19 protein-coding genes are annotated in these 25,183 nt (G+C 55.7%); 13 read left to right on the top strand and 6 right to left on the bottom strand.

Translation table 11 applies throughout. The annotated features are described in order from the left end of the window. Positions 1 to 31 precede the first annotated feature (31 nt). The gene (gene prpB / locus NQZ67_RS08100) at positions 32 to 940 is read left to right on the top strand and encodes a methylisocitrate lyase (protein ID WP_257444442.1); all 909 of its coding nucleotides are present in this window, start codon (positions 32 to 34) and stop codon (positions 938 to 940) included. 100 nt (positions 941 to 1,040) lie between these two features. Continuing rightward, positions 1,041 to 1,892 (top strand): DegV family protein, encoded by an 852-nt coding sequence (locus tag NQZ67_RS08095; RefSeq protein ID WP_257444441.1) that lies wholly within the window; start codon positions 1,041 to 1,043, stop codon positions 1,890 to 1,892. 74 nt (positions 1,893 to 1,966) lie between these two features. Here the strand turns inward: NQZ67_RS08095 and NQZ67_RS08090 are convergent, their stop codons facing one another. From NQZ67_RS08090 to NQZ67_RS08080, 3 genes are all read right to left on the bottom strand, one after another. Then, on the bottom strand, positions 1,967 to 3,274 hold the full coding sequence (locus tag NQZ67_RS08090; protein WP_257444583.1) for an amino acid permease: 1,308 nt from the start codon (positions 3,272 to 3,274) through the stop codon (positions 1,967 to 1,969). A gap of 106 nt (positions 3,275 to 3,380) precedes the next feature. Next, positions 3,381 to 4,007 carry a LysE family transporter gene (locus NQZ67_RS08085; protein ID WP_257444439.1) on the bottom strand — a complete coding sequence of 209 codons (627 nt, stop codon included), beginning with the start codon at positions 4,005 to 4,007 and terminating at the stop codon, positions 3,381 to 3,383. An 80-nt stretch (positions 4,008 to 4,087) separates the two neighbouring features. Beyond that, entirely contained in the window at positions 4,088 to 4,846 is a 759-nt protein-coding gene (locus tag NQZ67_RS08080) for a YqcI/YcgG family protein (protein WP_257444438.1), read from the bottom strand. 151 nt (positions 4,847 to 4,997) lie between these two features. On the opposite strand from NQZ67_RS08080, the gene NQZ67_RS08075 reads away from it, so the two are divergent. The 8 genes from NQZ67_RS08075 (at position 4,998) to rbsK (ending at position 16,089) form a co-directional block, all read left to right on the top strand. Beyond that, on the top strand, positions 4,998 to 6,062 hold the full coding sequence (locus tag NQZ67_RS08075; RefSeq protein WP_257444437.1) for a GntR family transcriptional regulator: 1,065 nt from the start codon (positions 4,998 to 5,000) through the stop codon (positions 6,060 to 6,062). A 115-nt stretch (positions 6,063 to 6,177) separates the two neighbouring features. Then, the gene (locus NQZ67_RS08070) at positions 6,178 to 7,248 is read left to right on the top strand and encodes a GntR family transcriptional regulator (RefSeq protein WP_257444581.1); all 1,071 of its coding nucleotides are present in this window, start codon (positions 6,178 to 6,180) and stop codon (positions 7,246 to 7,248) included. Between the two features lie 97 nt (positions 7,249 to 7,345). Then, complete coding sequence (locus tag NQZ67_RS08065) at positions 7,346 to 8,725, top strand: ABC transporter substrate-binding protein (protein WP_257444436.1); 1,380 nt, start codon at positions 7,346 to 7,348, stop codon at positions 8,723 to 8,725. Positions 8,726 to 8,826: 101 nt separating this feature from the next. Then, the gene (locus NQZ67_RS08060; RefSeq protein WP_257444434.1) at positions 8,827 to 9,723 is read left to right on the top strand and encodes a carbohydrate ABC transporter permease; all 897 of its coding nucleotides are present in this window, start codon (positions 8,827 to 8,829) and stop codon (positions 9,721 to 9,723) included. Between the two features lie 12 nt (positions 9,724 to 9,735). Beyond that, positions 9,736 to 10,572 (top strand): carbohydrate ABC transporter permease, encoded by an 837-nt coding sequence (locus tag NQZ67_RS08055; RefSeq protein WP_257444433.1) that lies wholly within the window; start codon positions 9,736 to 9,738, stop codon positions 10,570 to 10,572. A gap of 3 nt (positions 10,573 to 10,575) precedes the next feature. Continuing rightward, positions 10,576 to 13,047 carry a family 43 glycosylhydrolase gene (locus NQZ67_RS08050; RefSeq protein ID WP_257444432.1) on the top strand — a complete coding sequence of 824 codons (2,472 nt, stop codon included), beginning with the start codon at positions 10,576 to 10,578 and terminating at the stop codon, positions 13,045 to 13,047. 57 nt (positions 13,048 to 13,104) lie between these two features. Then, positions 13,105 to 14,916, top strand: coding sequence for a glycoside hydrolase family 2 protein (locus NQZ67_RS08045; RefSeq protein WP_257444431.1), 1,812 nt, complete (start codon positions 13,105 to 13,107; stop codon positions 14,914 to 14,916). Positions 14,917 to 15,174: 258 nt separating this feature from the next. Next, positions 15,175 to 16,089 carry a ribokinase gene (gene rbsK / locus NQZ67_RS08040; RefSeq protein ID WP_257444429.1) on the top strand — a complete coding sequence of 305 codons (915 nt, stop codon included), beginning with the start codon at positions 15,175 to 15,177 and terminating at the stop codon, positions 16,087 to 16,089. A gap of 726 nt (positions 16,090 to 16,815) precedes the next feature. Here the strand turns inward: rbsK and NQZ67_RS08035 are convergent. From NQZ67_RS08035 to NQZ67_RS08025, 3 genes are read right to left on the bottom strand one after another with little or no spacing between them, the layout of a single operon-like run. Next, the gene (locus tag NQZ67_RS08035) at positions 16,816 to 17,895 is read right to left on the bottom strand and encodes a Gfo/Idh/MocA family protein (protein WP_257444428.1); all 1,080 of its coding nucleotides are present in this window, start codon (positions 17,893 to 17,895) and stop codon (positions 16,816 to 16,818) included. Continuing rightward, positions 17,879 to 18,826 (bottom strand): helix-turn-helix domain-containing protein, encoded by a 948-nt coding sequence (locus tag NQZ67_RS08030; RefSeq protein ID WP_257444427.1) that lies wholly within the window; start codon positions 18,824 to 18,826, stop codon positions 17,879 to 17,881. Before NQZ67_RS08030 ends, NQZ67_RS08035 begins: the two co-directional genes overlap by 17 nt. Positions 18,827 to 18,852: 26 nt before the next feature. Continuing rightward, the gene (locus NQZ67_RS08025; RefSeq protein ID WP_257444425.1) at positions 18,853 to 19,842 is read right to left on the bottom strand and encodes a Gfo/Idh/MocA family protein; all 990 of its coding nucleotides are present in this window, start codon (positions 19,840 to 19,842) and stop codon (positions 18,853 to 18,855) included. Between the two features lie 299 nt (positions 19,843 to 20,141). Between NQZ67_RS08025 and NQZ67_RS08020 the strand changes: the two genes are divergently transcribed. The 3 genes from NQZ67_RS08020 (at position 20,142) to NQZ67_RS08010 (ending at position 25,152) form a co-directional block, all read left to right on the top strand. Beyond that, positions 20,142 to 21,923 carry a sensor histidine kinase gene (locus NQZ67_RS08020; protein ID WP_257444423.1) on the top strand — a complete coding sequence of 594 codons (1,782 nt, stop codon included), beginning with the start codon at positions 20,142 to 20,144 and terminating at the stop codon, positions 21,921 to 21,923. Then, the gene (locus tag NQZ67_RS08015) at positions 21,898 to 23,499 is read left to right on the top strand and encodes a helix-turn-helix domain-containing protein (RefSeq protein ID WP_257444421.1); all 1,602 of its coding nucleotides are present in this window, start codon (positions 21,898 to 21,900) and stop codon (positions 23,497 to 23,499) included. Before NQZ67_RS08020 ends, NQZ67_RS08015 begins: the two co-directional genes overlap by 26 nt. 114 nt (positions 23,500 to 23,613) lie before the next feature. Further along, positions 23,614 to 25,152, top strand: a complete 1,539-nt coding sequence (locus NQZ67_RS08010) for an ABC transporter substrate-binding protein (protein ID WP_257444419.1) — start codon at positions 23,614 to 23,616, stop codon at positions 25,150 to 25,152. Positions 25,153 to 25,183: the final 31 nt, after the last annotated feature.

Below are 25,183 nucleotides of genomic sequence, written 5' to 3'. Positions count from 1 at the left end.
TTGACAATAAGGGTTGGTGGTGAAGGCGTCTATGTCTTGGTTAATTGAGAGAGAACCAGAGCAGCGCGAGCTGGCCGAGAGATTCCGGGAGCTGATAACGGGCGAGTCAGTGCTCCAAATTCCCGGCGCGCATGACGGCATGGCGGCCAGAATCGCCAAGCGAAGCGGGTTTCAAGCCCTGTATTTGTCCGGGGCCGCATATACGGCAAGCCGAGGGCTGCCGGATCTCGGCCTCGTCTACTCCCTCGAGCTGGCGGACCGCGTCCGCGAGCTCGTGAGGGCGACGGGACTGCCCGTGCTGGCGGATATCGATACCGGCTTCGGCGGCATTCTGAACGCGGCAAGAGCCGCCAAGGAAATGGTAGAAGCGAAGGCGGCGGCCGTCCAGATCGAGGATCAGGAGATGCCGAAGAAATGCGGTCATCTGAATGGCAAGAAGCTGGTGTCCCCCGAAGAAATGGCGCAAAAAATACGCGCGATCAAGGAGGCGAGTCCATCGCTGCTCGTTATCGCCCGCACCGACGCGAGAAGCGTCGAAGGACTGGAGGAGGCGGTCAGCAGGGCCCGCCTTTATCTGGAGGCGGGCGCGGACGGCATCTTCCCCGAAGCGCTCGAGGGCGAAGCGGAATTCCGGCGTTTCGGCGAGGCGGTCTCCTGCCCGCTGCTCGCCAATATGACCGAATTCGGCCGCACCCCTTATTATACGGCCGAGCAGTTCCAAAGCTGGGGCTTTAAGATGGTCATCTATCCGGTTACCTCGCTCCGAGTTGCGGCCAAAGCTTACGAGCGGGTGTACGGAGAAATGAAGAGGAACGGATCGCAAGCCGCCATGCTGGGGGAGATGCAGACGCGCAAGGAGCTGTACGAGACGATCCGTTACGAGGAATACGAGGCCATGGATCAGAGAATCGCCAAAACGAAGCTGCCCGATCCGGAGTGACGGAAACCTCGAATTTTGTCGTTTTTTCGAAGCTCTCTCATTTCTTTCGAGTCGAATCTATTATATACTGATTGGGATAAAAGATTCGATTGGAGGAAGCGTGTTGACCAACATCCGATTATTCGCAGACAGCGTTTCCGATCTTCCGCAAGAGTGGATTCGGAAATACGGCATTACGATCGTGCCGCTTTATATCATTTTCGGCGAGCAGAGCTTCCGGGACGGCGTCGACATCGCGACGGAGGACATCTACCGGCGCGTGGACGACACAGGCGTGCTTCCGCGGACCGCGGCTCCGTCTCCGAACGACTTCATGAAGGCGTTCCATGAGGCGACCGCGAACGGCGATAGCGTCTTGTATATCAGCATGTCGGCCGAGGTTTCTTCAACCTATCAGAATGCTAGAATCGCCATGGAAGAAATGCCGGAAGGCAAGGTCACGATCGTGGATTCCACCCATCTGTCGGCGAGTTACGCCATGCTGGTCATCATGGCGGCGCGCATGCTGGAGCAAGGCGTAAGCATCGCGGACACGGTTGCGGCCATCGAGGAGCGCAGGGACCGTGTAGAAATCGATATTCTTATCGATCGCCTCGACTATCTGCACAAAGGAGGCCGGGTTTCCAGCATCCAGAGCATGATCGGCAGCATGCTACAGATCCGGCCTGTTCTCGGGATTAAGCGCGGGCTGATTGTGTCGACGAAGAAGTACAGGGGCAAAACGCAGAAAGCGCTCGAAAACGTCATGCAGAACGTTGTGGAGAACATTCAGCATATTGACCTGAATTTGATCGTTATCGCCCAGACGGTCGCGGAGAAGGCGGCTGAGTTCATGCGAAGCTACTTGCTCGAGCACACCTCCGTCAAAGAAATCATCGTCATCGAAGGCGGCTGCACGATTTGCTCCCACACGGGTCCGAAGACGGTGGCGATCAGCTATATGAGAAAATAACCGCGGCCGCTCACAGCCCGCTAATAACCAAAAAGGCGATGCAGCTTAGGCTTGCATCGCCTTTTGTCGTACCGCTACCCGGTTTCGACGGTGTCCGTCCCTTTTTTCTTCCAAACTCTCTTCATGAAGATCGTAACGACCCCGATAAGCACCACAAAACCCATACTGATGAAGAAGCCCGGCCTGCTCGTATGATGGAGCGAGGTGCCGCTGACCGCAAGCAAGATGATCACGACGCCCGTCCACCGCTTCGTTTGTCCCCAAGCAGACAAGTCCAGCAGCTTGCCGGACGTGAACAGGATGAAGGTCCAATTATAGAGCAGCATCAGCCCCGCGGCGGTCGTGATGTATTCATAGAGCTCGTCCGGCATGAGGAGGGCAAGCACGACGGAGACAACCATCGCCCCGGCTGTAACCGCGATGGCGAAATAAGGCTGCTTCTTTTTGCCTTTGCCCGTCTTCGCCAGAACGGGAGGGGCGTCTTTGTTTTTGGCCAGCGTCGTCAGAATCGTGATGACCGCGAACAAGGAAGCGACCATGGTCGAGAAGCCCGCCACGATGAACACGCCGTGGAACAAGTGGGGGACAAAGGCAAGGCCGTAACCTTTCAGCGACTCGATAAAAGGACTTTTTTGCGATTTGATGCTATCCCAAGGCACCAAAGTAAAGACAAGAAGCATCGAGGCGACGTACAGCGCGGTAAGGGTTGAGATCATCAGCCTTCCCGCCTTCGGCGCTTCCTTCGGATCCTTTAGCCGAATGGCCATGAGTCCCATAATCTCGATGCCGCCGAACGAATAGAAGGCGAAAATCAAGCTGGACCAAGCGCCTAGCGGACCGGCAGGGAAAAAAGCTTTGGGCCATGACGGGGCGGTTTCGGCTTTGCCGAATAAGCCGAACAGCGCGCAGACGGCCAAAGCGATGAATACGACGATGGCGGAAAGCTTGATCGCGGCGAGAATGTGCTCTGTTCTCTCGAAGCCTTTGGTGCCGATCCAAATGACGCCTAAGCCCAGCACGCCGTATATCGAGGCAAAAATCCACATCGGCACGTTCGGGAACCAGAACCTCGTGAACAGAGATAACGCGGTCATCTGGCTGCCCATAATGAGCAGCTCCGAGGCTAAGTAGACCCAACCGCTCCCGAAGCGGGCCCATCGCCCGAACGCTTCTCCGGCATACGCGCAGAACGAGCCTTCTTTCGGATCGTTTGCGGTCATGCGAGCCAGCACGTCGAAAACAACAAACGCGCCGGCAGCGGCCAGCAGAAACCCAAATGTTAAAGCGGGTCCGCCGATTCGGATACCTACGCTCGTTCCGAGAAAGTACCCGGTGCCGATCGTGCATGCAACGCCCAGCAGCGATAAATGCCACCATTTCATGGGCTTCTCTTTGCTAGCTTTGCTCAATTTGTTATCTCCTGTGCAATTATTTTTTGTAGCACAGGATAGTGTGTGGAGATCAGTTGCCGGTTATGCAGCTCGCTTCCTATCGGAACAACACGAGGCATGCCTGCCAGCCGAAATAGAGCCCGAAGCCGATGAGCGAAATCGCCGACACGTACGATATCATCCGAATAAGGGGGCCGTTCAGCAGCTTGCGGAACGAGCTGGCCGTCAGCGCCATAAAAAAATCCCAAGCGATAATGCCTGCGAGAATGGCGCACGTGTACAGAAGCAGCTCTTTCGTTCCGTGGGTTCGGGCAGTTTCCGCTAGCACGGAGCCGTAAAGCCCTAGCCAAAACATGATCGAGAGCGGATTGGATATGGAGATAAGAAAGCCTGTACGAAACGACTTCGATAGCGTCTCCGTCTGACCGCCGCGCATGAGGTTTTGTTCCCCGGCGCCCTTAAACGCGTCGATTCCACTATAAATAAGAACGAAGCAGCCGAACAGCCACAGAAATGTTTTGATCAGGGGAACCTCTAGAAAATGCACGGTGCCGAAATAAACGACGCCTATAAATACGAGATCCGCCGCCATCGAGCCAAGCCCGAGAAGCCAAGCGTTCCAAAAACCTCCGCGCAGCCCGCGGTCCATCTGGGCGGCGTTGACGGGACCGATCGGGGCCGCAAGCGACAGCCCGAGCAGCACGTAACTCAACAATAAGCTCATTCCTGTTCCTCCCGATCCGAATAGATTCCTGCAATAGTACAATCTATTCGGACAAGGAGGGTTGTACGACTGTTTGCGTCTTACTTTTTCGGGGAATGCAGATGGGCGAACGGGCATTTCAATCCTGCCTCGGCGGCTGACTTCGAATCGTCCCCAAGGAAATATTGCTTCCATTCGAAGTTGTGCTCGCTGCCGTACTGATTCAAATCCGGATGGATGCCCAGTCCGTCGTAGTCGACGATTCGATCCCTGATTTGTCGTTTGATTGACGCGGCCGTCTTCGGATTGGCGTTAAACCGGTCCAGCACCCATCGGGGCGTTATCGCGAATAAGAAGTAGGGAAAAGAACGGCTTACGCGGCTGTGGTGGGCGGGAGTCGCGCAGTACATAAAATATTTTTCCCCGCCGAAGCAGTATTCCCAGACATGATGATCGGGATCGGTTGGAATATCGGAAGGCCACTCCTTAACATCATAAGCATGTACCTTGGACAGAAGCTCCCAGAATAGGAGACGATAATCGTCGACCGCGTGCGTGCGAACGAGATCGGCGGGCGTCTTGAATATAGCGATCAACGACGTATAGCTGCCGAACGCACGCGATTCGGCGCCGTATTGCTCCAGAAGCGCGGCCAGCTTGGAGGCAGACGCCACCTCTTTGGGATCCTCCAAAAATCCGTACCGGAGGTGCCCGAGCTTATGGCCGATCGTGGCCGGAATGCAAGGGAATTTATGAATAGGATCGGACATTTTCTCGTCGAATAACCGGAAGGCATCCGAATGCCAGTCCTCGGCTTCGTCCCCCGTCCGATTCTCCATGTCGTACCGGGTCAACAGCATATGCCTAATCCTCCTTTATGATACTGTATGGGGAGGAAAGGGCAGGTGTGAATGCCAGACTGTCCGGCATATGCTTACAATTTGCATATAATAAGTTATACTAAATATACTTATAGGCGATATAGATTGCGGAGCGGAAGAGAGGAACGGGATGGGCAGGCCATTATACCAGCAGATCCAACAAGACATCGTTAGCAAAATCCATGCCGGCGAGCTGAGTCCGGGAGATTTGGTGCCGTCGGAGAAGGAGCTGGCGGAGAAATACGGCGTCAGCCAGATGACGACCAAAAACGCGATTAAAGGACTTGTCGAGGAAGGACTGCTTGTCCGCTATCGGGGGAAGGGTACTTTCGTGCGGCAATCGGACGCAGCACAAGTTGACGCGGGTCGGACAAAAACAGGGCTAGAGAAGACGGCGGTTACGATCGCTCTTATTCTACCGTCCATGAAGACGAGAATCGACCAGCGGCTGCTGGACAGTCTCGAGAAGCACTGCGCGGAAGCGGGATACGAGCTTATTATTCGAATCACGCGCGAATCGCCGGAGGAAGAGGCGGCCGCGATCGAGCGCTTCCGCATGCGCGGCGTACACGGCTTTATCGTATTTCCGGTCGAACAGGACAGTTATAATGAAACGATTCTTCGCTTGTCGCTCGACCGCGTGCCGCTCGTGCTTGTCGACCGGTTTCTGAAGGAAATCAAGACGTACAGCGTCAGCTCGGACAACATGGGCGGGGTAAGAGAAGCGGTTTCCGGCTTAATCGGGAAGGGGCATCGGCGCATCGCGTACCTGACCCCGGAGATAACAAATACAGCGACCGACGAGAGAGCAAGGGGCTGCGAGCTGGCCTTCACCGATCATCAGCTGCCGATCGACAAGTCGCTCTGGTGCACGCTTAAGCTCGAGACCCTTGCCGAGGGCAAAGGCCTGGAGAGAATCCAAGCCTTCTTTGAAGGGCAGGACGGGATAACCGCCGTGTTCGCGGTGAACGCGGAGCTGGCTCGTTACGCCCATCAACTCCTGAGGAAGCGGGAGCTCGCGGAACCCGCGGCGGAAATCGTCGCGTTCGACGAATCGGAGCTGGAGCACGTGTCATACATCGAGCAGCAAATCGACGAGATGGGCCGGCTAACCGTCGAACTGCTGGCAGAACAGCTCCAGGGGCGTTATGAGCCGAGGAGAGAAGTCGTTCCGGTGCAAATCGTATGGAAATAGAGCAGCTTGAATGACCTTCGGGGGAGACCTCCGAAGGTTTTTTTATTTACAGATCAAACTAAATAGTATAATAATATATATTATATATTACTTTTATATGAAGGTAGTGATAGTTCTGAAAACGCTTCCGCTCTACAAGCAGATTCAACAGGATATCAAGCGTTTGATCGCCCGCGGCAAGCTGCGGGAGGGCGACCGCGTTCCTTCCGAGAAGGAGCTGTCCGAGAAGTACAGGGTCAGCCAGATCACGAGCAAAAACGCGCTGATCGGCTTAATGGAAGAAGGCTTGCTCGTCCGGATTCAAGGGAAAGGGACGTTCGTCATGAGCAGGCCGGAGCATGCTTCCTCCTATGAAGAGTATGGCGAGCCCGGCAGGAGCGGACGAATCGGGCTTGTGCTGCCGACGATGAAGACGAAGGTCGACCAGCGGTTTCTGGACGGTCTCGAGAAGTACGTGTCGGCGAGCGGCTACGAGCTTATGCTGCGCATTACGCGGGAATCGCAGGAGGAAGAGGCCCAGGTAATCGCGTCCTTCCTGAAGCAAGGGGTGGATGGACTCGTCATCTTCCCCGTCGAGAACGAAACGTACAACGACTCCATCCTGCGGCTGTCGCTCGACCGGTTTCCGTTTGTGCTCATCGACCGTTTCTTGAAGGAGATCAAAACGTACAGTGTCAGCTCGGACAATATGAACGGCACGAAGGAAGCCGTCTCTTACTTGCTTGATAAAGGCCATTCAGAAATAGCCTTCATTTCACCTGAAATTACGAATTCCGTGACGGACGAGCGCGCCCAGGGGTTTGAGCAGGCGTATCTGGAGCACAAAGCTTCGATCGACAAAAGCTTATGGTGCCTTATCCCGCTTGAGCTGATCGTGTCGGGCCGGGCAGGCGAATCGATCGGGGAGTTCCTGAAGGAAAGGCCTCAGATTACGGCGGCCATGACGGTCAACACCGAATTATGCCGCGCGACCTTCCAAGCGGCCACTCGGCTGGGGAGGTCCATCCCGGACCAGCTGGAGCTTGTCACCTTCGACCCGCCCGACCTCCCGCAGGTGAGCCACGTTCGCCAGAACGAAGAGGAGATGTGCCGGCTTACCGTCGAGATGCTGCTGGAGCAGATCGAAGGCGAATACGATGCCCGAAGAACGATTGTTCCTGTTCGCTTGGTGAAGATGGATGATTAATATTTTATACTAAATAGAGTATATAAAATTATAACATTATATTATATTATTTCATTGTAAAGCGCTTCCAAAACTCTAATGTGAAAAAGAGGGGATTATGGTGAAACGGAAAATGAAATGGTCCATGGTTTTGCTCCTGGCGTTAACGCTGGTATCATCCGCATGCAGCGGCGGCGGCAATACCCCGGAGCCCTCCGGGAATAATGCCGGCGAGGAGCAAACGAACGCCGGCAGCGGCTCGGGGGACAACAAAGAGCCGGTCACGATTGAGTTTATGGGTCACGGCAACCCGACGGAAAAGAGCATATTCGAGAAGCTGATCGCATCCTTCGAAGACAAGTATCCGAACGTCACGGTGAAGTATACATCCGTCCCGCCGGGCGAATACGCGCAAAAAATGAAAACGCTTATCGCATCGGGCAAAGCGCCGGACGTCTTCTACGTAGGCAGCGCGGAATTCTACCGTTTCGCGGAAGCAGGCACTCTTCTTAATATTCAGCCTTACCTGGACCAGACCAGCTTGTTCAATCCGGACAACGTATGGAAGCAAGCGATGGACCGTTATCGTTACGACGGCTCGAAGATCGGCTCAGGCGATTCGTACGGTCTGCCGAAGGACGTAGGTCCTTGGGCGATGGTGTACAACAAGGACTTGTTCGACAAAGCCGGCGTGCCGGTACCGTCGGCCAAAGCGGGCGAGTGGACGTGGAACGACATGCTGGACGCGGCGAAGAAGCTGACGTCCGACGAGAACGGCGACGGCAAACCCGAGGTTTACGGCGTTGGCGCATATAGCCTGGAGTCCGCGGTTTGGGGCAACGGCGGGGAATTTATCGACTACGCTGCCGGCGAAGTGAAGGTGGATCAACCTGAATTTTACGAGGCGATGCAATTTGTCGCCGACCTGAACCTGGTGCACAAGGTTAGCCCGGACCAGGAAGCGGAGCAAGCGATGAACGCGTATACGCGCTTCTTGAACGGACAGCTTGCAATGTTCGCGATGGGACCGTGGGATCAACCAGGCTTCTGGGAGCTTCCTTTCGGCTGGGATATCGCCGCTTGGCCGGCCAGCCCGAACACCGGCAAGACGGCAACTTGGCTCGGCTCCATGGGCTTCGGCATCTCGGCGAAATCGAAGCATCCTCAAGAAGCGTTCGACCTGGCGGCGTTCCTGTCGCTCGACGCCGACGGTCAGCGCGAGAACTTCACGCTAGGCCAAGCGGTTCCGAACTTAATCGACATGGCAAACGGTGAGTTCCTCGAGATGGATAAGTCGCCGGCGAATCGTCAAGTTTTCCTCGATATCATTCAAGATTACGGCCGCCCGGATATTCCTTACGGCTCCAAGGACACGCAATGGATCGATACGTTCTGGCAGAACGCCAGCAAGGTGTGGACCGGAGAGATGACGGCCAAGGATTGGACGGCTCAAATGAAGCCGCAGATGCAGGAATTGTACGACAAGAACAATAAGTAGGACCGCGGAGGGAACGGGAGCGGGAGGGATTCGGCGCAGCCGTTCCCTTCCTTCCAAGCCGCCCTCGGGCGCGGGCGATCCTGAACGAAGGTGGAACGGATATGACGACAACCAAGTTTTCCGGCTATCGAAGAAAAGAGCTATTCTGGCTGTACCTGTTCGTGGCGCCGCCGGTGCTCGGCTTTCTTCTTTTCGGCCTTGCGCCGATGCTTTTCTCCATCTATATCAGCTTTCAGAATTGGGATATGCTAACCTCGCCTACCAGCGCCGGACTTGGCAACTACAAGGAGCTGCTGCAGGACGAGAAAGTATTCAAATCATTGTTCAACACCGTCTATCTCATGATCGGCATTCCGATCGGCATGGTGATCTCTCTGCTGCTGGCGATTCTGATGAACCGACCGCTGAAGGGCATTTCGTTCATGCGAACCATTTATTATTTGCCCGTCATCTCGCCAATTATCGCGGTATCTTTGCTGTGGCAGTGGATCCTGAACAAGGACTACGGACTTCTGAACAACTTGCTCTGGGATTGGTTCGGCATCCAAGGGCCGAATTGGCTCGGAGACGCGGATTGGGTGAAGCCGTCCCTTATCCTGATCGGCCTGTGGGGAGGCGTCGGCGGCAATATGGTCCTGTATTTGGCCGGTCTGCAATCCATTGCTTCCTCTTATTATGAAGCCGCGGAAATCGACGGCGCGGGAGCCTGGCATAAATTCACGAAAATTACCGTTCCGCTGCTGACGCCCATTCACTTCTTCGTTCTCGTCATGGGCATTATCGGTGCGTTCCAGTCGTTCAGCCAAATTTACGTTTTGGCGGTTGACGGAGGACCGGAATACAGCGGCGCGACGATCGTCTTTTATATTTTCGAGCATGCCTTCAAGTACTTCAACATGGGCTACGCAAGCGCCGCGGCTTGGCTGCTCGGCATTCTGATCTTCATCGTTACGCTTATTCAATTTAAACTATCCAACAAATGGGTTTATCAGGATTAAGGAGGGATACGGGTGAAGCAGCAAAAAATCGCAAATATCTGGTCGTTCCTTATCCTGCTCGCCGGCACGGTCTTCATGATCGCGCCGTTCCTATGGACGCTGTCGACTTCGATGAAGGATCAACGCAACGTGTTCGAAATACCGCCGAAGTGGATTCCGGAGCCGGCCACGTTCGGCAACTATTCCGACGTATGGGAGCAATCGCCGCTTCTGAACGGCTTCGCGAACAGCTTGATCATCGTCGTGACGGTGCTCACGATCGGCTTGTTCGTCAGCGCGATGTCGTCCTACGCGTTCAGCAAATTCGACTTCCCGCTCAAAAACGCGCTGTTTATGGGCCTGCTCGGCACGATGATGATCCCGTATTCGGTCGTGATGATTCCGCAGTACATCGGCTTCTCTTGGCTCAACTGGGTCGATACGCTTCTGCCGCTCATCATTCCGGGGCTGTTCGGCAATATCGTCGTCGTTTTCTTCCTGCGCCAGTACTTATCCGGCGCGCTGCCGAACGATTTGATCGAGGCGGCCAAGATCGACGGCTGCAGCTTTCCGCGCATCTTCTGGTCGATCGCCCTCCCGGTTATGAAGCCCGCGCTCGCGGCGCAAGCGGCGCTTGGCTTCATGGGCATCTGGAACGACTTCCTGGGACCGCTCATCTACTTGCATACGCCGGAGAATCAGACGATTCAGGTGCTGATCGCGTCGATGCAGGCGCTGTATATCGGGCAGTCCAATTATCCAATGATCATGGCGGCCGCCGTCATCGCGATGATCCCGGTCATTCTGGTGTTCTTCTTCTGTCAGCGTTATTTCATCGAATCGCTCGCGATCAGCGGGATCAAGGGGTAAGCGATGAAGCGCGGAGGAAGCGCGACGCGGGTTCGCGATCGGGTCATCACGAAGGCCGCCGTCATCGGGTTCGCGGCGGCGATTATGATGACGGGCTGCGAGGCAACATCCAAACCGGAGGCGATCGATTTGAACAAATACGAATCGGTATACAGCAATCCTTTCCCCCAACTGGAAGAAGAATGGGACGATTACGGCAACGGGGATCCGTTCGTTATGCGGCATGACGGCAGCTATTATCTCTATGTCAGCACCAAGGATCATCGGGTCGGCATTAAAGCGTGGAAGTCGGAAGACTTGGTCAATTGGAGCTATGCCGGGCTCGTCACGGAGGATCCCGTCTCGACGGGCGCTTACGCTCCGGAAGTGACGTACTGGAACGGCTACTTCTACTTGTACACCTCCCCGGCGGGACGGGGACACTACGTGTTCCGAAGCGAATCGCCGACCGGTCCTTTCGAGCGGATTACCGAAAACCTAGGGATGAGCATTGACGGCTCCGTTTTCATCGACGACGACGGCTCATGGACGTTCACCCACGCGGGAACCGAAGGGATCGTCGGCGTGCCGATGAACGATCCGGCCGCGTTCGGCTTCGGAGCCCCGATCCCGGGCACGTTCCTCGGCCATTGGACGGAAGGCTCGATGATCATCAAGCGCGGCGGCAAATATTACATGACGTTCACCGGCAATCATGTGTTCAGCAAAGGGTATAGGATCGCTTACGCGGTATCAGACGAGTCCCCGACGGGGCCGTACAAGGTGCCGGACAACAATCCGATCGTCATCAGCACGAAGCCGGACTTCTTCGGACTCGGACACAGCTCGACGGTGATGGGCCCGGATCTCGATTCGCATTATCTCGTCTATCATAATCTAGTGGGCCGTTCGGCCGAAGGTCCGCCCGTGAGGCAGATGAACATCGACCGGCTCGTATTCAACGGCGACATCATGGACGCGGTTGGGCCTACCAACTACGAGCAGCCGTATCCGGGCAGGCCGGCCTTCGAAGGACGGCCAAGCGCGGGACTAGGGGAATGGGAGCGGACGGAGTCGGAAGAAGGGCTGCGGATTCTGAGCCCAGGCTCATCCGAAGCCGACTTTACGGCGGAATTCAATGTTCGAGGTCTGGCGGCGGATACCAAGGTGGCCGCGATATTCTCGCATGCGGACGAGTCGAACTACGGGATGGCGGAAATCTCGCAAAGCGAAAGAAAGCTTCGGTTGGTCGCCGTTCACGAAGGGACGGAGACGATCATGGCCGAAGCGGGGCTGCCGGACGACACGGATTTTTCGAAGCTGCATACGATTCGGGTGGAGAACGGGGTAGGAGTCACTCGCGTCTATTTCGACGGCTTGAATAAAATCGAGCAGCAAGATTCGGATTTTGGCGGAGGCCGGATCGGCTACCGGCATAGCGGTGGCGAACCGGAATTGTCTTATACCGCCTTCTCCAATCTGGTTGGCGGAAGCAGCGATTTCGAAACGACGAAGGCTCTCCCGGGGACAATCGAAGCCGTGCATTATTTGCGGGGCGAGAGCAGAGGCTTCTCGGTGAAGGAGCGGTCATCCGCATCGGAATGGAGGCAGGCCGACGGCACCGATCTCCGGCTGGCTTCGGATGGTGCTTACGCCATACGGTTAAACAGCGACGGCGATTGGCTGCGGTATATCGTGAACGTATCCGAGGCGGGAACGTACGGATTAGATCTCACGGTGGCGGCCGGAACGGACAAGCGCAAGCTTGAGCTGCTTGTCGATGACGAGACGGCAGCCACGTTCACCATTTCAGCGGATGAGGAAGCGGCGGGCGAGAGCGAATGGGTGAAGGTTCATGCAGGCAACGTGAAGCTGGAAGCCGGCATCCATACCGTTACGCTGAAGGCGAAGAGCGGCGGCTTGGAGCTGAAACGGCTGGCATTCCGCGCGGTCGACGATACGAGGTTCTCGGAGGAGCGGGTGCTTCAGGATGCCGCTTCCGACCAGATCCATGGATTATGGGATTCGACGGATTCGGAGTATGCGGGCGTATCGTTCAGCGACGCGAAGCTGTACGGAGGCAGCGAACGGTGGTCCGATTACCGAATCGAAACAAGCGTCAAACTTGGCCCGGAAGCGTCCGGAGCAGCGGGCGTGCTCTTCCGCGTAACGAACGAATCCGACTTCCCGGATCAAGTAACGGATTCGCTTATGGGCTACTTCCTGGCGGTGACGCCAAGCAAGCTGGAGCTGCACAAGCTCAATTACGATTCCACAATGGTGGCTGCCGAGAAGATCAAGCTGCCCCGAGGGAGCTCCGAAAAGCTCGCGATCGAAGCGGTTGGTGGTAAAATTCAGGTTTATATTGGCGACGAGAAAGAGCCTGTGCTCACTTACGACGATCCGGACGCTTTCATGCAGGGGAAGGTTGGCCTGCGTTCGAATAACGCATCCGATATGACGCTTGGCGACTTGAACGTAACGTCCATTCAATGAAGCAAACAGAAAAAGAATATACAACACGATCGTTAGGATCGGCTAGGAGAAGAGAATATGAAGGAAACCATCTTGGAGAGCGCATACCCCCGCCCGCAGTTCGAGAGGCGGGAATGGCTTAATCTTAACGGCAGCTGGGAATTCCGGTACGACGATTCGGACGAAGGCGCGCGCGACGGGTGGCATACGGGACGCAGCTTCGAGCGCACGATACAAGTGCCCTTCTGCTACCAAAGCGAGCTCAGCGGAATCGGAGAGAAAGAGATACATGATCTGGTCTGGTACCGCAGGACGTTCCAGATGCCGGAAGCCTATGCGGGCAAGCGGCTTCTGCTTCATTTCGGAGCAGTCGACTATGCGGCATGGGTATGGGTGAACGGGCATCTCGTCGCTTACCACGAAGGAGGACATACGCCGTTCACGGCGGAGATCACGACGGTTGCCCGCGAGGGAGAGAACGAGATCGTCGTCAGAGCGAAGGACTACAGTAAAGACGTGACGCTTCCTCGTGGCAAGCAGTACTGGAAGGAACAGTCCGAGATGGTGTTCTACACGCGGACGACGGGCATATGGCAGACCGTATGGTTGGAAGCCGTCACCGGCTCCTACATCGAGAGAACGATGCTGACCCCCGATATCGACCGCAACGAGATCGGCGTTCGCGTCTTCACGGAAGGCTGGAAGAAGGGACTACTGCTAAAGCTCTCCATCACGTTCCAGGGGGAGCCCGTATCGGAGGATCTGTTCGCTCTGAACGGAGAAGAGGAATCCCGGACGATCAAGCTCCATGATTTTAACGATCACGGTCTTGGCCGCTGGTGGTCGCCCGAGAAGCCGAATTTGTACGATATGACGCTTCGGCTATACGATGGGAGCGCGCTGCTGGATGAGGTCGACACCTACTTCGGCATGCGCAAAATATCGATCGAGGACGGCAAGGTCTGCCTAAACAATCGTCCTTATTACATGAAGCTGGTGCTCGATCAGGGCTACTTCCCTGGGGGGCTTCTGACGGCCGCTTCGGACGACGAGCTGCGCCGCGACGTGGAGCTGACCAAAGCTATGGGCTTTAACGGCGCTCGCAAGCATCAGAAGATCGAGGATCCCCGTTATCTCTATTGGTGCGACAAGCTGGGCTTGCTTGTTTGGGGAGAGATGGCGAACGCCTATCAATTCTCCGAAACGTACGTGCGACGCATCACGCAGGAATGGCAAGAAGCCGTAAAGCGCGATTACAACCATCCATGCATTGTCGTCTGGCTGCCGATCAACGAAAGCTGGGGCGTCCCGAACATGCTGATCGACAAGCGGCAGCAGGAGCATACGCTGGCGATGTATTATTTGACGAAATCGCTGGACGCCACCCGGTTAGTGTTATCGAATGATGGGTGGGAGCACACGAAATCCGACATCGCGACGATTCACGATTACGAATGGCGGCGAGAGGTGCTTGCGGAGCGTTACGCGACGGCAAGGTCCGCCGTAGACAGCATCGCGCAAAACCGATGGATCTACGTTCCGGGTTACCCTTACAACGGCGAGCCGGTTCATCTCTCCGAATTCGGGGGAATCTCCTTCCGCAAGGGCGACTCGGCAGGCTGGGGGTATTCGGCTGCGGCGGACGAGGAAGATTTCCTGCGAAGGCTGCTCGATGTCGTGCAGCCGATCATTCAGTCCAAGGCGATTCAAGGCTATTGCTATACGCAATTAACGGATGTGGAGCAGGAAATTAACGGTCTGCTCACCTTCGACCGCAAGCCGAAGCTTCCGCTCGAGGTAATCAAAGCCGTCAACGAAGGCAAAACGCCGGTGCTAGAAGGACAGAAGGCCAAGATCGAACAGGCGCCTCAGGCGAAGGTGGCTCAGTAATCGACCGATCACATGCAATAATCGGATAATTGGAAGCGTTCGATCCCGTTCTGGGATTGGACGCTTTTTTGCCGTCGGGTCGCGAAGGAGCAGTGGTGCTGCCCTTTACGACACTATCCCTTGAACTCAGGCGACCCGTAGTATGGTTTCCATGCAGGGTTTATATCGGCCATTGTCGAACGTATGCTAGTGGCAATTCAGCATGAGCGTGCGAGTTATTGGTTCGGAAGTTCTTTATTGTTCGGAGGAGAATGACTGATGACGAAACCTAGAATAGCGGTTGTGGGCAGCTTGAATATGGATATCGTGGTGTCGATGCCGAGATTGCCGAGGCTCGGCGAGACCATCGGCGGTAACGAGGTGCATTACGTGCCGGGCGGCAAAGGAGCGAACCAGGCGCTGGCTTGCAGCAGGCTGACGGCGGAGACGATCTTGATCGGCTGCGTGGGAGCCGATTTATTCGGCAGCACTATCAGGGAGCAGATGGTACGGAACGGAGTAAGCCTGGAGGCAATCGAGATGCTGGAGGGGACAAGCACGGGCACCGCGCATATCTCCCATACGCCGGAAGACAACTGCATCGTCGTGGTGTCGGGAGCTAACGGTTTGTGCACGGCGGATCTTGTGCAGCGGCAGGCAAGGCTTCTTCAGGAACAGCAGATCGTACTGGCCCAGCTCGAGATTCCAATGGAGTCGGTGGCGGCGGCTTTCGAGATCGCCAAGGCAGCCGGAGCTTCGACGATCCTGAACCCGGCTCCTGCATCTGCGCTGCCGGAACAGCTGCTGGGCTTAACGGATTATTTGACGCCGAACGAATCGGAGTGGACGCTCCTCTACGGCAGTGAGCCGCGGTCAGAGGAGGAACTCGAGCGAAGCTTGCAGGACTGGAGTAGCCGTTACGGCTGTACGGTCATCGTGACGCGCGGGGAGAGCGGAAGCTCCTTCCTGGTGGACGGCCGGCTGCAAACCGTGCCGGCGTCGCGCGTCAACGTCGTGGATACGACAGGAGCGGGAGATTGCTTTAACGCCGCTCTCGCTTACGGGTTAGCAACAGGACGTTCGCTCGGAGAAGCTGTTCAGCTCGCGGTTAAGGCGGCATCCCTCTCCGTCCAGACGTTCGGCGCCCAGGACGGCATGCCGACTCTCGCGGAGGTAGAGGCGTTCCAGGCCTAAGCTAGCTCATTTTCAAGTTTAGCGCGCATAATGCACTATCTCTGTAGCTCAGGTGACCCGTTGTATGTTTCCACAGCGCTTTACGGCACTATCCCATGAACTCAGGCGCACCTTAGTATGGTCTTCACTGGCCTTTAGGGCACTATCCCATTAGCTCAGGTAACCCGTTGCATGGTCTTTATTGCTCTTAAGGACACTATCCCATTAGCTCAGGACTTTTTGTTACGTGATCCCTATCTAGTAGCTGCATCAATCAGATGATCTTAACTCCCATCAACCTGATGAGAGGGGATAGTGAAGATAAAACGATTAAGAAGGGTGCGTATGCATAATTAGATGGTCCTGATCTCTGGGGATAGTGAAACAAAAGGACAACGAGTGCACGTATGCGCATTAAGGAGACCCTGACCAGAGGGGATAGTGAAACTAAGCGTCAATGAAGGGTGTATTTGCACATTAGGTGGCCCTGACCAGAGGTGATAGTGAAACAAAACGTCAACGAAGGGTGTGTTTGCACATTAGTTGACCCTGACCTGAGGGGATAGTGAAACAAAACGATCTCGGAGGGGCGCATGCGCATCTGGGAGACCCTGACCAGAGGGGATAGTGGAATCCAGCGCTGGAGAAGACTCTTTCAACCGTTGTGAAATTTAGCAAAAAAGCCTTTGAATCCGCACATATGCGGGTTCAAAGGCTTTTTTAAATCGGCAAAACGCGCGCTTTTCCTTACAAATAAACCGCTTTGCCCGTTTTCGACGACTCGTAGATCGCCTCTAGAATTTGAGACACGACGAAAGCTTGCTCCGGCGTTACGACCGGGTCCTTATCCTCTTCGATGGCTTGGATCCACATTCTCATCTCCAGATCCGGAGCGTTGTCGGAAGCGCCGTCGTAGAAGGCTACTCCGCCGGAGCTAAGCTCGACTTCCTTCGTAAACAGGCGGCTGTGCTGCTCGCCATTAATGCGCAATCCGCCCTTCATGTCCGCGCCGCCTTCGGTGCCGCACAGCGTGCATTTCGCTTCGTCGACCTCGAGGGTGTTCAGCGCCCAGCTGGATTCGAGAATAATGGTCGCGCCGTCTTCCATGACGATCATGCCGAATGCCGAATCCTCAACGGTAAATTTAGCAGGATCCCAAGGTCCCCATGCATTCGCGGCATTCTCGCGCTGGGACAGCTTGTGGTAAGAGGTGCCGAGCACGACCTTCGGCTTATAATTGTTCATCATCCACAGCGTAAGATCAAGCGCATGCGTGCCGATATCGATGAGCGGGCCGCCGCCTTGCTTCTCTTCGTCCAGGAATACGCCCCAAGTCGGCACGGCGCGCCGGCGGATTGCATGAGCCTTAGCCATATAGATATCGCCGAGCTCGCCGGATTCGCAAATCTGCTTCAAATGCTGGCTGTCCGAACGGAAACGGTTATTGTAGCCGATCGTCAGCTTCTTGCCCGTGCGCTTCACGGCATCCACCATCTGCTGCGCTTCCGCCGCTGTCTTGGCCATCGGCTTCTCGCACATGACGTGTTTGCCGGCTTCGAGCGCCGCGATCGCGATTTCCGCATGGGAATCGTTCGGCGTGCACACATGGACGATGTCGATAGACGGGTCGTTCAGCGCTTCTCGGTAGTCGGTATAAACCTTGGCGCCTTCGCCGCCGTATTGCTCGGCCGCTTTGACGGCTTTTTCTTCAATGATGTCGCAGAAGGCCGCCATTTCGACGTTGCTCAATTTTTTTAAGGAAGGCATATGCTTGCCGTTCGCGATGCCGCCGCAGCCGATAATGGCGATTTTATACGTTTTGGACATGGGTTATTCCTCCTAATAGGTTCGATTTGCGATAATCGGACGGCGTCATGCCGTACCGCTTGCGGAAGACGGCGTGCAGATAGTTGCCGGTTGCGAAGCCGGTGCGAAGGGCGATCTGCTCAATGGACAAGTCGGTGTCCGTCAGCTCCCTGCATACGGCAGCCAGCCGCGTATCTTCCAATATTCGGGTAAAGGAATGGCCTTGGCTCTGCTCCTTGAACAGTCTCTGCAGCTGGCGCGGGCTTATCCATAGACGTTCCGCGACATCCTCCAGCGTGACGGTCTCCGCGTAATTCGCTCTCAGAAATTCGAGCGCCAGCTCGTAGCGGTAGCTCTTCATGTCTTTGGTCGGGAGCTGTTCGCTGCTGCCCGCGGCGTCGTAGGCTCTGACCGTCCGAAGCAAGATTTGGATCACGATTTGCTTGATCGTCGTGTAGCTGCCGGAATAGCCGGCGGAGCAAGCGCGGTAGGCTTCCAGAAAACAAGGCATGGCTTCATGCAAATCCTGCGCGGGAACGAGCGGCAGCTCGATCAGCTTCTTCACGCAGGCGACGGCCTCCGCATGTTCCCAGTCATCCGCCGTCTGCTCCTCGCCGCGTTCTATGATGTCAAGATGCAGACACAGCTCATCCATCGCTTCGTGCCGATCGGCTTCCTGATAATGCAGGACGCCAGGTCCCGTCAAATACAGCTGACCGGCCCCCAGCGGGAACTCCTGATCGACGAGAATGACCTTGCCTTTGCCCTTCGGTATATAATGAAACTCGAATTCCGCATGCTTGTGAAAGGCGATCATATGGCCGGGAGGAAATTGCGTTAAGTGAAACCGAAGCACTTGGATCTCATAGGGTCCCCAGCGGATTCGCAAATCCAATCGCTCCAAGGCGTCCGGCCGTTCCCGCATCTCCTCGTATTCCCATACGGAGGTCATGGAGAAAACCCCTTTCTTGTCCGCGCTTACGCTTCCAATTCGTCGAGCGCAATCGATTTTCCTTCGCGGAACGACCGGTTGGAGGCTTCCATCAGCATAGTTAGCTCCTTGGCGAGCTGAATGTTCACGTCGGCGTTCGTTCCGTTACGGACATGGCCGACCCATTGCTCGAAAGCGCTCTCCTGATTCCCCGGTAAATCCACCGCGCGCCAGCCTTCCTCTTCATTCCTTCGAAAAAGAAGCTTCGCTTCCGGGGTTCCGTACATTAATGTGCCTTTTGTTCCGTGAACCTCGATCGCGAACGGAGAATGCGGATTAACGAAGCCGGCTTCCACGATTCCGATGGCGCCTTCCGCCCCTGTCAGCAGGGCGACGGCATTATCCTCGACTTCCTTGCCCGTCACGAACCCGTAGGTAGAAGCGACGCGGGTTGGGAGACTTCCCAGGAACAGCCTTGTCAGGTACATCGGATGGCAGCCGAGGTCGATCATCGCGCCGCCGCCGCAGGACTCCGCATCGTAGAAATGCTCGGGAAGCCACTGTGCAATCGCGCCGTTATGCGACAGCCTGACGCGTACTTGCGTGATGCCGCCAAGCGCGCCTTGCTCCAGTAGCTCTTGAATCGCAAGCGTGTAGCCGTCGTTCAATCGCGGCAGCGATACCGTCAGCTTGACGCCTGCGGACTCGACGGCCGCCAGGATGCGGTTGACTTCTTGAAGCGTAGGGGCGATTACCTTCTCGGTGAAAATATGCTTGCCCGCTTTCGCGGCTTTCACCATCACTTCCTCGTGCCGGTTCGTAGGCGCGTTCACGATTACCGCGTCCACGAGATCGCCGGACAGCATTTCGTCGAGATCCGAGAAATAGGGGACGCCGAGCTTCTCCGCCGCCTCTCGGCCGCGGGATGGGATCTCGTCCCACACGGCGGTTACTTGCGTCCCGGGATTCTCCTGCGCTTGCCTCGTGTAATCCCATGCATGCACGTGCCAATAACTGATCATGCCGATCTTCATCATGAGCATCGCCTCTCCATGTCGTTTCATAATAGTGGTGCATAACTCTAATATTGTGACATCACCGTTAATGTAACATAACTATCGCCGCAAATTAAGTGTAATTTGGCGACGAATAACTCTATAATTATGCGACATTATCCGCTATTTCTTTATTCGCGGAGAAAAGACAAAGCAAGCGGAAAGTCGTTATAACGCTATGGAATAGTCGTCTCCGGGGTGGATCATAATGAGCCTAAGGGGTAGGATGAAGGGGGAAACTTCCAACTCCTAACTCCTATAATCGCAAAGGGTGTGCACGCATGAGAAGAAGGCTACGCGAAATCCCTTGGAGGACGATCCGGGTCAAGCTCGTGCTTGGCCTTTTGGGCATTACTCTGCCGCTTATTATTTTGTTGTTATATAACAACGCCTACAGCGTCAACGTCATTCATAACCAAGTGGCGGTGTCGAACAAAAACCTCGTCTCCGTCTACATGAAGCAAATCGACGACCAGCTGTCCGAGGCCGAGCGCCATATGATGGGACTTCTGATGTCGGAGTACAATATGCTCGCGCTCGGGGAAGCGGCGACCGAGGATGATTACGTCATGGCGAAAAGCGCCATATCGCGCCGAATTGCCTCCGATCTGATCGTTTATCCTTATATTGACGGTTTTTTCGTTTATTCTTTGCCGCGCAAGGATATCGTCGAGGCGGCTCGTTATCCGATGAGCTACGACGAGCTCGTGCGGACGCGCGGCTTGCTGAAGGAGCAGGTGGAGCTTATCACGGAGCAGCCTGTCTATCTGAGCGCCGGGTGGACCGCGCACCGGATGAACGGAGAGTCTGTTCTTCTGCGGATTTTCGGGGAAAGCGGAATCTACATCGGCGCTTGGGTGAAGGCGGAATCGATGCTGAAGCCGCTTCAGGTCATGCAGACCGGCGAGACGGGTGCGAATCTTATCGTAGGCGAAGCCGGCGAACCGCTTTACAGCACCCGGCCGCTGGCGGAGGAGAAGATCGACTTCACGCAAGGCTTCGACCGTTATTATTTGTCCGGCGAGGACAAAAATTATCTCGTCGTAGGCGAGCCGTCGAGCAAAGGCGAATTCAGTCTGGCGGCCGTTGTACCGGATAAGCTCATCCTCGAGAACCTCCCTTATTTGTCCAGGGCGGCATGGATTGTCGTGGCGATCGCTCTCATTATGCTCCCGCTTAGTCTATGGTTCCTGCGCAAGGTGCTGCTGCTTCCGCTCCAGAAGATGACAAAGGCGATGCGGCGGCTCGGGGAAGGCAATCTGCATGCGAAGCTGGAGGTTTCGACCGTTCCGGACGAGTTCCAGCTGGTGAACCAGACGTTCAATCAGATGATTTCCCAAATCGAAGAGCTGAAAATCAACGTGTACGAGGAGCAGCTCAGCAAGCAGAGAGCGGAGCTGAAGCATTTGCAGCTGCAGATCAATCCGCATTTTTTTATGAATTCGCTCAACATTCTCTATAACCTGGCGCAAGTGAAGCAGTATGGGTTCATTCAGGAGTTAACGTTGTGCCTCGTTCATTATTTCCGTTACATGCTGCAGAGCAACCGGCCTCTCGTCCTGCTTAGCGAGGAGCTGAAGCATACGCGCAACTTCCTGCGCATCCAGCAGCTCCGGTTCCCGAAACGGCTGACCTGCGATTACCATGTGCCGGATTATCTCGGGGATACGCAGATTCCGCCGCTGCTGCTGCAGACCTTCGCCGAAAATGTGATCAAGCACGCGCTTCGATCAAGCGACTCGGTCAACGTGACGATCGACGCGGCATTGGAGGAGCATGCCGAAGAGCCGGTTGTCGTCATTTCGGTGCGGGATTCCGGCCCCGGCTTCTCCGACGAAGCGCTGGAGAGCATCCGGTTGGGAAGACGGCCCTCCGACGAGAAGGCGGAGCATATCGGTCTCTGGAACGCGCGAGAGCGGCTGCGGCTGCAATACGGGGAACGGGCATGGATGGAATGCTATAACAGAGAGCCGCGCGGAGCCGCGGTCGAGATCGGCATACCGATGCGTTCATACGCAAGAGGAGAGGATGATGGGAATGCGGCAGTTGTTGATCGTGGATGACGAGTTCATTGCCGTCGAAGGAATTAAGTCGGGGGTGAACTGGCAGGAAATCGGCATCTCGAGATTGTTCGAGGCGTATGGTCCCGAGCAAGCCAAAGACATGTTCCGCGCGGAGCGGATCGACATCATGCTGTGCGATATCGAGATGCCGCAGGGCACGGGACTCGAGCTGCTGGAATGGGTGAGGGAGCATTATCCGGCGACGGAGACGATCTTCTTGACCTGCCATGCCGATTTCGGTTACGCCAAGCAAGCGATCCATCTGGGAAGTCTCGATTATTTGCTCAAGCCGATTCCGTATCCGGATTTGGAGGAGGCTATCAAACGCGCGATCCGCAAGCTGGATCAGGAGACGCAGCTGAACGAATTCAGCCGCTATGGAAAGTATTGGGTACAGCATCAGCCGATGCTAATCGAGAAGTTCTGGCTGGACATCCTTCGCCAGACGATTCCGGGCGCGGCCGCTGCCGTCACGAAAGCCGCGGAAGAACGCAATATCCCCTATTCAAGCGAGATGACCTTTGTGGCGGTGTTGATTCATGTACGCAGATGGCACAAGGAGATGACGATTCAGGACGAAAAGATTATGGAATACGCCATACGCAAATCAGCCGAAGAGCTGCTGCTTGGGGATCTCGAGCACGGGATCGCAATCATGCTGGGCGAAGGTTATATGCTCCTATTGTTGAACGGGGAAGCCGAGCTGGCGGAGACGTCCAAGCTGAGGGCCGCATGCGGCGGCTTCGTGGAAGCCTGCCGCGCGTATTTCTATGCGGGAGTCATCTGTTATATCGGAGATTCCGCGCCAGGCCATCAGATGGCGTCGATGTTCCACAAGCTGCGCAAGCTGGACATTGACAATGTGTCCCACGACGAAGGCGTATATTCGCTGCATGATCCGCAAACGCCGGCGCCGCTCCAGCTGCCGCCGGATATGAGCGTTTGGTCCGTCCTGCTGCTCGAGGGCGCCGAGCATAAGCTTCTCGACGCGGCGGAGGATTACTTGAAGCAGCAAGTGAGCTTAAGCCGTCTGAGCGCGGAGCTGCTGAACCGGTTTATTCAGGATTTCAACCAGATGGTCTATTATGCCCTGCAGGTGAAAGGCATTCAAGCGCACCGGCTGTTCGGCGACGAAGAGTCGATGGAGCTTCATCATTCCGCGACCCGATCGGCTACCGACGCTTCGAAATGGATTCGGCATGTCGTCGGCAAGTCCGTCCAGTTCCTGTCCACGATCGACCAGTCGCAAAGCCTCGTAGACCGGGCTAAGGCTTATATCCGCGAGCATCTCGCCGACGATGTATCGAGGGAGGATATCGCCGGCCACGTCTTCCTGAATCCCGATTATCTTACCCGCATCTTCAAGAAGGAAACCGGATTGTCGGTGTCCGACTACATCCTTCGGCAGCGGCTCGGCATCGCGGCGGAGCTGCTTGCGGGGACGGACCTGCCGGTCGGCGCGATCGCCGGCAAAGTCGGCTACGCCAACTTCTCGCATTTCTCCCGCATGTTCAAGAAGCATTATGAATGCGGTCCCGTGGAATATAGAAGCCTTCACCAGTCGAGAAACAGTTAAGCTGGTCGGGAAAGTGACAATAGGAGGTCGTGTGCAGGGCAGAGAGGCGGACCCGCTGAGCCGTACAATAAGAGCAAGCAACAGCCATCCTATACAAAAGCGGGGGAAAACAACATGTCAAAAGCGATGCGTATGATGACCGTCTTGATGTTGTGCGGAGCGCTGCTCTTGTCAGCGTGCAGCAAAGGCAACGAAGGCGGCGGAAATGCCGAAAACAAAGGAAACGCAGGCAACGCGGGAAGCCCGCAGGCGGAAGAGAAAATCGAAGAAATTACGGTTGCCTTCCCGATGATCACGGCTTCCCAGCAGGAGCTTCAGCTGGTCGAAGACGAGATTAACAAAATATCGGAAGAGAAAATCAAGACGCACGTAAAGTTTCTGCCGATCAGCGCCGGCGAGTGGGCGCAGCGGATGAATCTGATCTTCAGCGGCGGAGAGACGCTTGATCTGACGTACGTCGCAGGCGGCATGTACAGCGGCATGGTGGCCAAAGGCCAGCTCGTCGCGCTGGACGACCTGCTGAATCAGCACGGCGAAGGCATCAAATCCGCGTTCGAGGAGAAGTACTTGAGTTCGACCAAGATCAAAGGTCAGATCTACAGCGTGCCTACGGTTCGCGACCTGGCCGCAAGCTTCGGTATTACGATGCGCAAAGACCTTGTCGATAAGCACGGCATCGACGTCGCGTCCATTAAGACGTTGGACGACGTGGAGAAGGTGCTGAAGACGATCAAGGACAACGAGCCTAACATCGTTCCCCTCGTTCCGGGCGGAGCTGGTCAAACGTACCGCGAGAATCACGTGTTCTACGATCCGCTCGGCGACAACATGGGCGTGCTCCCGAACTACGACAACGGCCTGAAGGTCGTCAACCTGTACGAAATGCCGGAGTACAAAGCGTTCCTTGACCGTGTACGCCAGTGGTATCTGGATGGCTACACGCTAGCTGACGCTGCAACGAATAAAACGCAAACCTTCGAGCTGATCAAATCGGGCAAAGCGTTCGCTTATCTGGCGATGCAGAAGCCGGGCTTCGCGGCTCAGGAATCGAAGGCGTCCAGCACGGAGATGGTAACAGCCGAGCTGATTGCTCCAGTCGCTACGACAAGCACCGTAACAGGCGCGATGTGGGGTATTCCGGTACATTCCAAGCAGCAAGAAAAAGCGATGAAATTCCTGAATCTGCTGTATTCGGATCCGGCGATCGTGAACCTGTTCGACTGGGGCATCGAAGGCAAGCACTATGTGAAGGCCGAAGGCGCGGCGGACCATGTTATCGCTTATCCGGAAGGCAAGGACGCATCAACGGTCGGCTATAACATGCTCGGCTGGATGTTCGGCAACCAATTCCTCTCGTATGTATTGAATACGGATGATCCTGAAATTTGGGCAAAAACCGAGGAGTTCAACCGCGTCTCGAAGCCTTCCAAAGCGCTAGGCTTCGTATTCGACGCCTCGCCGGTGAAGACGGAGGTCGCGTCGGTAACGAACGTCGTGACCCAATATCGCCTGCCGCTTGAGACGGGCAGCGTCGATCCCGAGAAGATGCTTCCGGAATTCATCGAGAAGCTGAAAGCGGCCGGCATGGATAAGATCATCGCCGAGAAGCAGAAGCAGCTGGACGAGTGGGCGAAGGCGAACTCGGTTCAATAATGGAAACGGCTTAAAGAGAAAGGAGGCCCGG

It is taken from the genome of Paenibacillus soyae (genome assembly GCF_024623455.1).
In the GTDB taxonomy this organism is placed as follows: Bacteria; Bacillota; Bacilli; order Paenibacillales; family Paenibacillaceae; genus Pristimantibacillus; species Pristimantibacillus soyae.
This window is presented reverse-complemented; position numbering and strand designations above follow the sequence as displayed.